This window comes from Agromyces archimandritae (assembly GCF_018024495.1).
Taxonomy (GTDB): Bacteria; Actinomycetota; Actinomycetes; order Actinomycetales; family Microbacteriaceae; genus Agromyces; species Agromyces archimandritae.
Genome location: NZ_CP071696.1, coordinates 524,468 through 536,685 on the forward strand (window position 1 = coordinate 524,468; position 12,218 = coordinate 536,685).

Sequence of the window (12,218 nt, forward strand, 5' to 3'; positions counted from 1 at the left end):
GGCCGGCCGCGAGCAGCAACCCGGCCCGCCCAGACTCGCAATTCGGCCCAGCCCTTTCGGCGGCGATTCCCAGACGCCGAGCGGCGCATCCCGGTATCGTCGGCCGGATGAGCTGGGCAGGATCGCGAACGGGTGCGGAGCCCGAACGCGCCGGGCCGCGCCGCGGCATCCGCACGGCCGTCGCGGCCCTCGCCGCGCTGCTCGTCGCCGGCATCCTCGCCGCCTGCGCGAACGCCGCCCCGAACGAGCATTTCGAACGGCGCGACCCCGACCCGGCCCGATTCGACGCCGGCCTCATCGTCAGCGACGACGGCTTCTACAACGCCGGCGCCATGACGGAGGCGCAGATCGCCGCGTTCCTGCAGGGCCTCGACTGCCAGCCGCTCGACTTCGCCCGCTGCGTGGCCGACTACTGGCAGGACACCGACGACCAGCCCGCGGGCGGCGGCCCCGGGCACTGCGAACCGTACGAGGGCGCCGACCGCGAGCCGGCGGCGCGCATCATCAAGAAGATCTCCGAAGCGTGCGGGATCAGCCCGCGCGTGCTGCTCGTCCTCATGCAGAAGGAGCAGTCGCTGCTGACGAAGCCGACGATGTATGGCTACGAACGGGCCACGGGCTACGGATGCCCCGACACGGCCGACTGCGACCGGCAGTACTTCGGCTTCTTCAACCAGCTCTACCATGCCGCCTGGCAGTTCCGGCAGTACACGCAAGAGCCCGAGCGCACCTACAAGATCGGGCAGGTGGATGTCGGATACCACCCGAACGCGGAGTGCGGGGCGAGCGCGGTCGACATCCGCAACCAGGCCACGGCGAACCTCTACAACTACACCCCGTACCAGCCGAACGAGCAGGCCCTCGCGAACCCGGATGCGGAAGGCGACGCCTGTTCGAGCTGGGGCAACTTCAACTTCTGGCTGCTCTGGAACCGCTGGTTCGGCGACCCGACCACCGAGCGCTTCCCCGGCTTCCTGCCGCCCTGCACGGGGTTGGCGGGCGGGCAGCCGTGCCGGCCGGTTCCGGCGGTTCCGCAGGGCTGAGCGACGCGGGCAGTGGATGCCCCGGCGCGGCCCATGCCCGGCCGCACCCCGCGGCGGTGCCGGCCGTCTACCCCGCTTGCGGCATCCACACCCGGGAGACGGGCTCGTGACGCACCGGGAACGCGACGGATGCGGCGATGAAGCACTTCTCCGCCGCCTCCTCGTGGATGCGGTCGGCGACCGCGAGCATGGACGCGTCGGCGACCTCGACGACGGGCCGCAGGACGGCCTCGACGAACGCGCCGCCGCCGCGGCCGTCCTCCTCCATCGTGCCGCGGGCCGCGTCCCGGTAGCCGCGGACGATGACGCCGTGCTTGGTCGCGACGTGCAGGTACGAGAGCATGTGGCACTGGCTGAGGGCGGCCAGCAGCAGCTCTTCGGGGTTCCACCGTTCGGCGTCGCCGTGGAAGGTGCGGTCGGCCGACCCGGCGATCTCGTGCAGCTTGCCGGCGGCGCTCGTGCGGAGTTCGCGGCCGTAGGCGCGGTAGGAGGCGGTGCCCTCGCCGCGGTCGCCGAGCCACTCCGTGCGCACCTCGTATCGATGCTCGCCGAACATGCGGTTCTCCCTTCGCCGGGTGGCCGGGGGCGGCTGCGCACCGCCCGGCTCGAAGATAGGCTGAGCCCATCATGACTGACTCTTCGCACGCGGCGGAACCCGTCGCCCCCGTGTATTCCGTTCCCCAGGAGCGCAAGATCGTGACCGCCATCCCCGGTCCGCGATCCGAGGAGCTCCACGCCAGGCGTCTGGCCGTCGTCTCCGACGGTGTGTCGAGCGCGCTTCCGGTGTACATCGAGCGCGCGAACGGGGCGGTGCTCGTCGACGTCGACGGCAACCGTTTCCTCGACTTCGGCGCAGGCATCGGCGTGACCACGATCGGCCACACCGAGACGAGCGTCGTCGCCGCGGCGGCCGCACAGCTGCAGGACGTCATCCACACCCTGTTCACGATCACCCCCTACGAGGAGTACGTGCGCGTCGCCGAGCTGCTCGCCGAGCACACCCCCGGCGACTGGGCGAAGAAGACGGTGCTCGTGAATTCGGGCGCCGAGGCCGTCGAGAACGGCGTGAAGATCGCCCGCAAGTACACGGGTCGGCGCGGCGTGGCGGTGCTCGATCACGCCTACCACGGGCGCACGAACCTCACGATGGCGATGAACTACAAGGCGTATCCGTATGCGACCGGGTACGGGCCGCTTGCCGGCGACGTGACCCACGTGCCCGGGTCCTACCCGTATCGCGACGGGCTTTCGGGGGTGGATGCCGCGGCGCGCACCATCGCGACGCTCGAGAAGACGGTGGGCGCCGCCGACCTCGCCTGCCTGGTCGTCGAGCCCATCCAGGGCGAGGGCGGGTTCATGGTGCCGGCCGAGGGGTTCCTGCCGACCCTGCAGGCGTGGTGCACCGAGAACGGCGTGGTGCTCATCGCCGATGAGATCCAGTCGGGCATGGCCCGTTCCGGCGCCTACTACGCGAGCGAGCTGCTCGGCCTCGAGCCCGACCTCGTGCTGAGCGCGAAGGGCATCGCCGGCGGCCTGCCGCTGGCTGCGGTCACGGGCCGTGCCGAGATCATGGATGCCTCGCAGCCCGGCGGCCTCGGCGGCACCTTCGGCGGCAACCCGGTGGCGTGTGCGGCAGCGGTCGCCGTGTTCGAGGCGATCGAGCAGAACGGGCTCCTCGCCGAGGCGCAGCGCATCGAACGCACCCTCACCGCCGGCCTCGAGCAGCTGCGCGAGCGCTACGACGTCATCGGCGACATCCGCGGCCGCGGGGCGATGATCGCGATCGAGTTCGTGCAGCCCGGAACGCGCGAGACGAGCAAGACGGCCAATGCGGATGCCGTGGCGCAGCTCATCTCGTACGCCGCCTCGCAGGGGGTGCTCTTCCTCTCGGCCGGCACCTGGGGCAACGTGCTGCGATTCCTGCCGTCGCTGGCGATGAGCGATGCCCTCATCGAAGACGCGCTCTCGGTGCTCGACGACGGACTCGCCCGGCTCGGGTGATGGCGACGGGCACCTTCGCAGTCGGATCATCGGTCGAGCTCGCCGTCGTGGAACGTTCCGGGTTCGTCGAGTCGCGCCATGCGGGCTCGGCGATCGTGCTGGGGCCCGACGGCGGCGTGCTCCGCGAGCTCGGGGATGTGCAGACGCCTGTGTTCGCACGGTCGAGCCTGAAGCCGTTCCAGGCGGTCGCGGTGATGTCCAGCGGCGTCACCCTCCGCGGAGAGGACGCTGCGATCGCGACGGCCAGTCATTCCGGCACCGCCCGGCACGTCGACCTCGTGCGGGGCATCCTCGCTCGGGCGGGCGTACCCGTGGCGGCCCTCGGCTGCCCGCCCGCGCTGCCGCTCGACCGCGAAGCGCGCACGCAGCGGCTGCGCGACGGCGGCGGTCCCGAGCCGCTCGCGATGGCCTGTTCCGGCAAGCATGCGGCGATGCTGGCCGCCTGTGCCGCGAACGGGTGGGACCTTGCCGGATACCTCGACCCGACGCATCCGCTGCAACGGCGCGTGCTGGAGGTGCTGGAGCGCCTCTCGGGCGAACGACCGGCGGCGACGGGCATCGACGGATGCGGAGCCCCCGTGCATGCGCTGAGCCTTGCCGGCCTCGCCCGCGGCATCCAGCGCGTGACGACGTCGCAGACGAGTTCGCCGTTCGCGTTGTACCGGGAGGCCGCCGAGCTGACCCTCGCGGTGCGCGAGCACCCGTGGGCGGTCGACGGGCCCGGCCGGGCCGACACCATCGCGATCGAACGCCTCGGCGTCTTCGCCAAGCACGGCGCCGAAGGCGTCATGGTGATGAGCGCGCCCGACGGCACGACCCTCGCGCTCAAGGTGCTCGACGGCAGCGGGCGGGCGACCACCGCGATCGCGTTGCGGCTGCTCGTCGGCGTCGGGGCGCTGGATGCCGCGCGTGTGGACGAGGTCGAGACGGAACTGGATCTGTGGGTGACCGGCGGCGCCGAGCGCGTGGGGCGGATTCGGGCGAGCGTCTGAGCGGGGGCCGGCGGGGGTTTCGATACGGCGCCTTCGGCGCCTACTCAACCGGCGACAGTGCCCGGCCGCGCCGCACGCCGGTTGAGGAGGCGCCCCGGCGCCGTATCGAAACCCCGGCACGCCGGTTGAGTAGGCGCCCCGGCGCCGTATCGAAACCCCGGTCGCCGGTAGGCGGGCTCACGCCGGCCACCGCACGCGTTCGAGGGGGGCGCCCGGCATCGCCCGCCACAGTTGACCGCGACCCGGGTCGAGCAGTGGCGGCAGGCTGCGCTCGCGCACGAGGGCGCGGAGTTCGGCCGGTCCGCCGTCGACGAGCACGACGGCTTCGTCGCGTTCGGCCGCCAGCAGGCTCCAGTTCGCGTTCCAGGCATCCGCGTCGCCGATGAGCGCCGCCGGGCGGCCCGGCTCCGATACGCCGGCGCCCGTCGGGGCCGGCATGGCACCGATGAGCCGCGCGGGCTGCCCGGGGAAGGCCCGTTGCCAGTGTTCGAGCGCCGCACGCGGCGAAGCCGCGGCGATGAGATGCAGGCGCCCCGCCTGCACCGCGAACGGGGGCACCGCGGGGCCGGCCGGCGGCGCCGCGACCGGCTCGTGGACGAGCTGCACGGCGCGGCCGCGCCACTGCCCCGAACCCGGCACGGCATCCGGCCGCCACAGGGCGGGGTCGCCGCCGGCCTGCGAGAGCTCGGCCCGGCCGGCATGGGCGAGCAGCAGGCTCGCCCCGAACCCTTCGACGAGGCCGTGCGCCGGCCCGCCGAGCCGCGAGGCGCTGGCCGCGACCGTGAGGCCCGAACTCCGGGCGGTGCGCAGCACCCCGGCGATCGTGTCGATCGCAGCCTGCCTGGCTTCCGGGTCCCAGTCGTGGCCGAGCCGGTCGAGGTCGTCGATCACGAGCAGTCCCGTGAGCCGCCCGCCGCGGGCCGCCGCCAGGAGATCCCAGACGCGGCTGCCGGCCCCGGCCACCCGGTGCACCGCTCCGCCCCCGGATGCCTCGAACCCGGCCGCGATCGCGGCGAGCGCGGTCGACCGCCCGGATCCTCCGCGACCGCATACGAGCATCGGACCGTCGGTGTGCGGATGCCATTCCGCGATCGTCCGGGCCTGGCGGTCGGGTTCGTCGGCGAGGCCGAAGGCGACGCCGCCGCCGGCGGGCTCGGTGGCCAGGCGGCCGAGTTCGCCGCGTCGGAGCTCGCCGGGCAGGGGGTCGAGCCATGGTCGCCGTACGGGTGCTCCTGCCGGGTCTGCGGCGGCGATCGCGGCGATGGAGGCCTCGTCGACGAGTGCGAACTGGGCCTGCCGGACGCCGGCCGCACCCGAGCTCAGGTATCCGCGGCCTGGGGTGCCGGCTTCGATCTCGGCGGCGCGGGGGTCGCCGATGACGGCGATGCTGTCGCCGCGGTCGAGCACCCGCAACGAGACCCTGATGGGGCAGTTCGCGCTGATCGCGTCACGGACGACGCCGAGGGGCCGCTGGGCGGCCAGGACGAGGTGCATGCCGAGCGAGCGCCCGCGCTGGGCGATGTCGGCGACGATCGCGCCGAGTTCCGGGAAGCGGTCCATGAGCGCCTGGTATTCGTCGATGACGATGACCAGACGCGCGAGGGCGACGGCGTCGGGCAGGCGCGACAGCTCGGCGACGCCGGCCGTGCGGAGGATGCGTTCGCGCGCCCGGATCTCGGCGCGGATGCTCTCGAGGGCCCGGAGCGCTTCGGCGTCGTCGAGGTCGGTGACGATGCCGGCGACGTGCGGCAGGGCGCGCACGGGTTCGAAGGCGGCCCCGCCCTTGAAATCGACGAGGAGGAAGGTGAGCCGTTCGCTCGGGTGTGCGGATGCCAGGGCTGCGATCCAGGCCACGAGGAACTCGCTCTTGCCGCTTCCGGTCGTGCCGGCGACGATCGCGTGCGGGCCGTCGGCGACGAGGTCGACGGCGACCGGACCGTCGGCGCCGATTCCCAGGGTCGCGGCCAGGCGGTCGCGGCGCCGCTCGAGGCCGGGCCTCGGCAGTTCGTCGAAGGCGACGAGGTCGGGGACGGCCCCGGCGCGGCCGGCGACGCCGGCGCGTTCGGCGCGAGCGTCGAGCCGCGCGGCGAAGGCTTCGGCTTCGGCGGCGCCGAGGAGCGCGGGCGAGAAGCGGTGTGCGCGGGGGCGCACCAGTTCGGCCGTGCCCGGGTCGGGGATGCGCACGATCGTGGCGATGCCCGGCGGCAGGGCGGCCGTCTCGGTTGCGACGGCGAGGACGCATGCCGTGTCGTCGAACGCGGACCGGTCGCCGGAAGCGGTGCGGTCGAGCACGACGATGCCGACCGGCCGGCCGCGGCCGGGGCGGTGCGCCCACGCCCACCCCTCGCCCGCGGCATCCACGGCGATGCGGTCGGGCCGCACCGCGTGCAGGCACTGCACGAGCGCCGCGCGCGCGGCCGCCCGCGCGAGGGCGGCGGGGCCGACGAAGCCGATGCCGCCGGCGAGCGGGGCGGCGACCGGAGCGGCGGCGAGGCCGGCGGCTTCGGCGAGGAGCGCGCGATCCTCCTCGCCCTGCGGTGCGCCGTCCAGGCGCAGTCCGCTCGGCATCTCGCCGCTGCCGAGGACGACGACGGGTGAATCGGCACCGTGCCAGCCCGGGCCGGCCTCCCCGGCGACCACGGTGCGCGCCGAGGGGGTCTCGGTCCAGGCGCGCAGGCGTTCGGCCTCGTGCTCGCGGGCGATGTCCGCACGCAGCGCGGCGAGGGCCTCCTCGCGCTCCTTCGCCCCGGTGCGACGGGCGCGTTTCGCGCCCCGCCGGCCGTCGAGCACCCCGGCCAGGGCGACGAGCGGGCCGAGGGCCGCGAAGACGAGGGCGAAGGGCGAGGACGTGACGACCCACAGGACGACGGCGGCGACCATCGGCATGAGGGTGCCGAGCACGGGGAACGGGTGTTTCGCGGGCTCCGGCACGGCCGGCGGCAGGGTGAGTCGGGCATGGGGCTCTGGCATGCGCCCCATCACAGCAGGCGGCAGCCGCCCCGACCCCCGTTTCGGCGGATCCGTGGATGACGGACCCGCGAGACGGCCCTGTGGAGGAGGGGTCGCGACGGCGGCGGCGCGCCCGGGCATCCGCACAACCCGACGCTCAGGCGACGCGGAAGCTCTGCGCCGCCATCTCCACCCGCGAGCCGCGGGGCACGAGATAGCGCCGCCCCGGTTCGCAGCGGCGCGCCGGATGCCCCGGCCGGTGCAGGGTCGTGCCGTTGCCGCTGAATCGGTCGGCGACCCACAGGGCGCCCTCGTGCACGCCGAACTCCAGATGCGTCTTCGACACCGAACGCGTCGGATCCTCGATCGAGACGAGATGGTCGAAATGCTCCCCGGGATGCGGATGCGGGCGGCGGCCGATGAGGCCCGTGCCGAACACGGTGCGCTCCTGCCCGTCGGTGAAGTGCAGCGCGAACAGCACGGGCGCGCCGGCCTCGGAGCGCACCGGCGCCGGCCGCACGGCGTCCAGGTCGATGCTGACGACGCCGCTCTGACGCATCGATGCGCGAAGCGCGGCGCGGTCGAATCGCGTGGTGTCGGCCGGCCTCGGGTCGGGGCGCCGGCGCGACTCGGGCGTCGCCCGGGTCGAGGATCCGCACACCCCGCAGAACATGGCCGTCTCCGGCAGCTCGGCCGAGCAGATCGGGCACGTCACCGGCGCGGCCCTCCTTCCCGCGAGCCAGGATAGCGCCCGAACGAGTCGAGCGAGACGGCCGCACGCCACCGTTCCGCCGGCCGCCGCCCGCGCCCCAGCTCACGACGGGCGCGGGCGAGGCGCGCCCACGCGAGCTGCTCCTGATCGCGCGCCGGCTCCCCCGGGGCGAAGGCCGCCCGGTCGACGACGGCGGCGAGCACGAGGGCCTCCATGCCGCCGAACTGCGCGGCCTGCTCGGCGCGGGTCGCACCGGGGCGGATGCGGTGGCCGGCATCCCGGGCCGCATCCTCGAGCTCGTCCCAGGCACCCTCGACGCGTTCGAGGGCGGTCGGCGCCCGCTTCCGCGAACGCCGCCGGCTCGCCTTGGCGCCGATGACGGCGAGGAACGGGCTCGCCAGCAGCGCGAGGCCCAGCAGGGACCAGCCGGCGACGCGCAGGGCGCCGAGCAGCACGCCGAGCCAGGCGGGTTCATCGCCGCGCGGGTCGTCATCGCCCTCCTCGGGCTCGGCGGCGAGGTCGTCGACGGGGGTTCCCTCCGGCGGAGGCGGCAGCACGGTCTGCGGCCGGGTGACGCTCGTCGGGCGTTCGGGTTCGCGCTCCGGGATCTCGCGCGGCTCGGGGTTCGGATCGACCGGGATCCACGTGCCGTCCGAGGCCTGCACTTCGATCCACGCCTGGCGGTCGGCGCCGCGGAAGACGGTCACCCCGTCCTCCGTCTCACCGCCGAGGTAGCCGACGACGACGCGCGCCGGGAAGCCGATCTCGCGCGCGAGGAGGGCGGCGAGCACGGCGTACTGCTCGCCGTCGCCGACCATGGGCTCCTCGCTCGCGAGCTCCACGAGACGGTCGATCGCATGCCCCGAACGGCTCGGCGCGGCATCCGCATCCTGCCCGTGGCTGACGTATCCGTCGCGGCGGATGCCGCGGACCACGGCCGCGAGGCGCTCGCCCGGGCCGGTCGCATCCACCGTCCAGCGGTCGAGGAGCCGAAGCACCTCGTCGGGGGCGCGGACGGATGCCGGCATCACCGCCGTGCCGGGCACGAGTTCGGCGACGTCGCGCTCCGTCGCCGGCACGACGGAGCTCGCCGTGTACCGGTCGCCGCGGGACAGGACGGCGGAGGCGACGGCGGTGCCCGTGCCGTCGTCGAGGAAGAAGGCGTCGGCGAGCCGTTCCCGGTTCGGCCCGGCGAACTCGATCTGCTCGAGCGCGCCGATGCCCGGCACCCACGGTTCGGCGTAGCCGGCGACGACGACCTCGATGCGTTCGCGGTCGCCGGCCAGCTCGGTGCGATCCAGACGGTACGGCACGCGCACGAAGCGCCCCGAGGCCGACCGCGATCCGCCCACCCCGTAGACGACGCCGTCGTAGGCGTCGAGCACGGCGACGCGCAGCCCGGCCCCCGCCGGCAGCCCGCGCACCTCGAGCATCGACTCCTCGGCCGCCCCTTCCGCGAACGAGGCGCGGAACTCGGCGAGCGGGCTCACGAACGATCTGGGTTCGAACGGCGGGCGGATCTCGGTGCGCACGACGGTGCGCGGCCGCGCCGGCAGCTCGGCGGCGGCGGCCCCCGCGAGCCCGATCGCGAGCGCCGTCATCGCGGTGGCCGCGACCAGCCGGCGCGCGAGCATCCGCGCGTCGCCGCCCGCGCGCGAAGCCCCGATCCGCACGTGCAGCAACCACAGGGCGGTCACGGCGAGGAACGCGAACGCCGGCCATGCCCCCAGCACCTCGCGCGAGCTGCCGAGCGCGACGCCCGCGGCGAACAGGGCGGCCGGTGCGAGGATCGCCGCCGAACGGTGCCTGGCGCGGAGCGCCACGACGACGGCGACGATCGCGGCGGCCAGCGTCAGGACGAACACGGGCACGAGCAGGGCACGGTACGAGCCGACGGGGATCGCGATCGTCACGAGCTGCTTCCACGACAGGACGAGCGCCGGCATCAGCTCGGCGAACCCGGCAGGCGTCGGCAGCACCCCCCACAGCGCCCGGCTCGGCACGGCGGCCGGAACCCCGAGCACGAGGACCGCCCCGAGCCCGGCGAGCGCCGTCGCCCACCGACTCGCGCCCCGCACCGCCGACCACACCCCGACGGCGAGGCCGGCGGCGACCGCGACGGCCACGGCCACGACGAACGCGGCCGATTCGTAGACCGGCCACCAGGGCAGCACGGCCACCCCGAGCGCCAGCACGAGGAGCAGGCAGGAGGCGATCCTGCGGCGGATGCCGGGGCGCATGCTCATGACGAGGCCGTCCGCTGCAGCATCGCCCGCAGTTCGGCGAGGGTGCCGATCGTGCGCACCGTGAGCCCGCCGGCGGCCCGCACCGTCGGGGCTGCGGCCGGCACGCACTCGACGGCGACGACCTCGACCCCGTTCGGCAGGCGCCGGGCGGCCTGGCGGAGTTCGGCGGTGCCGCGGAGCGAGCCGGTCACGAGGCAGGCGAGCGAGACGCCGGGCATCGTGTCGGCGACGGCCCTCGCCGCCTCCGGCAGCCCGGCGGCCTCCTCGTCGCGTTCGACGCCGCACATGGCGTCCAGCAGCCGTTCCGGCGACACCGTCGGCAGCGAGCGCACGGCCGAATCCGTGCCCGCCGCGGCGCCCGCACGCGCGCCCGGTGCGGTCACGAGCGCCCCGAGGGAACGCGCGTCGCGGATCGCCCGCGACCCGAGCGAAGCGGCCACGCTCACCGCGAGCTCGAACTCCTCGTCATCGGCGTACGCGTCGGCCCCGGCATCGAGGAGGACGACGAGGTGGCTGCGGCGGGTCTCCTCGTACTGGCGGACCATGAAGGTGCCCGTGCGGGCCGTGCTCCGCCAGTGGATGTGCCGGCGATCGTCGCCGGGCACGTATTCGCGCAGCGCATGGAAGGCCACATCGCTCGCCGTCAGGTCGCGCGTCTGCGCACCCTCCAGATCGCGCAGGAACCCGGTCGAGAGCGTCGGCAGGGCGATGGTGCGCGGATGCACGTACAGCACGGCCTCGCCCGAACGCACCAGCTCGCGGCGCATGAGGCCGAAGGGGTCGCCGCGCACGCTCCGCACCGGTCCGACCGACACCACCCCGCGCCGGACGGCGGGCACCTCGAGGGAGACGTCCACGGCGCCGCCGGGCAGCATCCGCCGCACGACCTCCTCTCCGACGGGGATCTCGACGTTGCCGCCCCGGCCCGAACCCCGTCGGCCCGTGATCCGCACCGAGGCCGGGTCGCCGACGACGACCCGCTCCTGCGGCAACCCGAGCACGAGGCCGGCCCCGTTCCGCCCGAACAGCAGCACCGCCGAGACGACGAGCATCGCGGCGACGCCGGCGCCGATGACGAGGCCCTCGACCCAGCCGAACCACGCCCACAGCACGAGCGAGGCGAGCCCGCCGCCGGCCACCGCGACCCCGGTCGGGGTGACGACCGAGCGCACGGCGCGCCCCGCGGCGGCGGCCACGCTGCGGGTGCGCCGGCCGGCATCCACGAGCCCGTCGACGACGATGTAGAAGCCGCCGCCCGGCCGCCGGGGCGCGGCGCCGGTGCTCACCCCGCCTGCCTCGCCGACGGAGGCGGCGTCTCGAGCAGGATGCGCCCGATGATGCCCGAGGCGCTGGCCCCGTCGAACTCGGCCTCGGGGTCGAGGATGAGCCGGTGCGAGAGCACGGATTCGGCGAGCGCCTTCACATCGTCGGGCACGACGTAGTGGCGGCCGCGGCCTGCGGCGAAGGTCTTCGCGGTGCGGATGAGCGCGAGCGCGCCGCGCACGCTCACTCCGAGGCGGACCTCGTCTGCGGTGCGCGTGGCATCCACGAGGCGGGAGACGTAGTCGTGGATCGTCGCGTCGACGTAGACGGTGCGGGCCTCGGCGGCCATCCGCACGATGTCGGCGGCGTCGAGGACGGCCGGCACGACCTGCTCGTGGGCGCGGCGGTCGGCCCCTTCGAGGATGCGCACGGTGGAGACGTGGTCGGGGTAGCCGATCGAGGTGCGGATGAGGAAGCGGTCCAGCTGCGCCTCCGGCAGCCGGTAGGTGCCGGCCAGCTCGACCGGGTTCTGCGTGGCGATGACCATGAAGGGGTCCGGCACCGGATGGGTGACGCCGTCGACGGTGACCTGGCGTTCCTCCATGACCTCCAGGAGCGCGGACTGCGTCTTCGGGCTCGCCCGGTTGATCTCGTCGGCGAGGACGATGTTGGCGAACACGGGCCCGGCATGGAACTCGAATGCGCCCGAGCGTTGATCGTAGACGCTCACGCCCGTGATGTCGCCGGGGAGGAGGTCGGGGGTGAACTGCACCCGGTTCGCGGCGCCCGTGACGGACTGCGCCATCGCACGGGCGAGGGAGGTCTTGCCGGTGCCGGGCACGTCTTCGAGGAGGAGGTGGCCTTCGCTGAGGAGGGCCGTGAACGCGAGGCGCACGACGCGGTTCTTGCCGAGGAGCACCTGCTCGACGGCATCGACGAGCCGATCGAGGTCGGCGGCGAAGGCGGTCGCCTGCTCGGGGGTCATGGGCATCGGGTCCTCCTCGCCGGGGTG

9 protein-coding genes are annotated in these 12,218 nt (G+C 74.5%); 3 read left to right on the top strand and 6 right to left on the bottom strand.

Annotation, left to right across the window (positions count from 1 at the left end; genetic code table 11):
* Nucleotides 1-107 precede the first annotated feature (107 nt).
* Entirely contained in the window at nt 108-1,043 is a 936-nt protein-coding gene (locus G127AT_RS02545; RefSeq protein ID WP_210899454.1) for a hypothetical protein, read from the top strand.
* Between the two features lie 67 nt (nt 1,044-1,110).
* Here the strand turns inward: G127AT_RS02545 and G127AT_RS02550 are convergent, their stop codons facing one another.
* Nucleotides 1,111-1,599 carry an OsmC family protein gene (locus G127AT_RS02550; protein ID WP_210899456.1) on the bottom strand — a complete coding sequence of 163 codons (489 nt, stop codon included), beginning with the start codon at nt 1,597-1,599 and terminating at the stop codon, nt 1,111-1,113.
* Nucleotides 1,600-1,670: 71 nt separating this feature from the next.
* Here G127AT_RS02550 and gabT point away from each other — a divergent pair, with 71 nt between their 5' ends.
* Both gabT and G127AT_RS02560 read left to right on the top strand, forming a co-directional pair.
* Complete coding sequence (gene gabT, locus G127AT_RS02555) at nt 1,671-3,044, top strand: 4-aminobutyrate--2-oxoglutarate transaminase (protein WP_210899458.1); 1,374 nt, start codon at nt 1,671-1,673, stop codon at nt 3,042-3,044.
* Entirely contained in the window at nt 3,044-4,036 is a 993-nt protein-coding gene (locus tag G127AT_RS02560; protein ID WP_210899460.1) for an asparaginase, read from the top strand. The genes gabT and G127AT_RS02560 overlap by 1 nt, the downstream gene beginning before the upstream one ends.
* A gap of 177 nt (nt 4,037-4,213) precedes the next feature.
* Here the strand turns inward: G127AT_RS02560 and G127AT_RS02565 are convergent, their stop codons facing one another.
* The 5 genes from G127AT_RS02565 to G127AT_RS02585 form a co-directional block, all read right to left on the bottom strand.
* Entirely contained in the window at nt 4,214-7,006 is a 2,793-nt protein-coding gene (locus G127AT_RS02565; RefSeq protein ID WP_210899462.1) for an FtsK/SpoIIIE domain-containing protein, read from the bottom strand.
* A 136-nt stretch (nt 7,007-7,142) separates the two neighbouring features.
* Nucleotides 7,143-7,700: a hypothetical protein gene (locus G127AT_RS02570; RefSeq protein WP_210899463.1), complete on the bottom strand. Its 558-nt coding sequence runs from the start codon at nt 7,698-7,700 to the stop codon at nt 7,143-7,145.
* The gene (locus G127AT_RS02575) at nt 7,697-9,943 is read right to left on the bottom strand and encodes a transglutaminaseTgpA domain-containing protein (protein ID WP_210899465.1); all 2,247 of its coding nucleotides are present in this window, start codon (nt 9,941-9,943) and stop codon (nt 7,697-7,699) included. Before G127AT_RS02575 ends, G127AT_RS02570 begins: the two co-directional genes overlap by 4 nt.
* Nucleotides 9,940-11,229, bottom strand: a complete 1,290-nt coding sequence (locus tag G127AT_RS02580; RefSeq protein WP_210899467.1) for a DUF58 domain-containing protein — start codon at nt 11,227-11,229, stop codon at nt 9,940-9,942. Before G127AT_RS02580 ends, G127AT_RS02575 begins: the two co-directional genes overlap by 4 nt.
* Nucleotides 11,226-12,197 carry an AAA family ATPase gene (locus G127AT_RS02585; RefSeq protein ID WP_210899468.1) on the bottom strand — a complete coding sequence of 324 codons (972 nt, stop codon included), beginning with the start codon at nt 12,195-12,197 and terminating at the stop codon, nt 11,226-11,228. The genes G127AT_RS02580 and G127AT_RS02585 overlap by 4 nt, the downstream gene beginning before the upstream one ends.
* Nucleotides 12,198-12,218: the final 21 nt, after the last annotated feature.

Bases quoted from the DNA above. Each gene is read 5' to 3' on its own strand.
- G127AT_RS02545 (WP_210899454.1), top strand. From the start codon at position 108: ATGAGCTGGGCAGGATCGCGAACGGGTGCGGAGCCCGAACGCGCCGGG.
- G127AT_RS02550 (WP_210899456.1), bottom strand. From the start codon at position 1,599: ATGTTCGGCGAGCATCGATACGAGGTGCGCACGGAGTGGCTCGGCGAC.
- gabT (WP_210899458.1), top strand. From the start codon at position 1,671: ATGACTGACTCTTCGCACGCGGCGGAACCCGTCGCCCCCGTGTATTCC.
- G127AT_RS02560 (WP_210899460.1), top strand. From the start codon at position 3,044: ATGGCGACGGGCACCTTCGCAGTCGGATCATCGGTCGAGCTCGCCGTC.
- G127AT_RS02565 (WP_210899462.1), bottom strand. From the start codon at position 7,006: ATGCCAGAGCCCCATGCCCGACTCACCCTGCCGCCGGCCGTGCCGGAG.
- G127AT_RS02575 (WP_210899465.1), bottom strand. From the start codon at position 9,943: ATGAGCATGCGCCCCGGCATCCGCCGCAGGATCGCCTCCTGCCTGCTC.
- G127AT_RS02585 (WP_210899468.1), bottom strand. From the start codon at position 12,197: ATGCCCATGACCCCCGAGCAGGCGACCGCCTTCGCCGCCGACCTCGAT.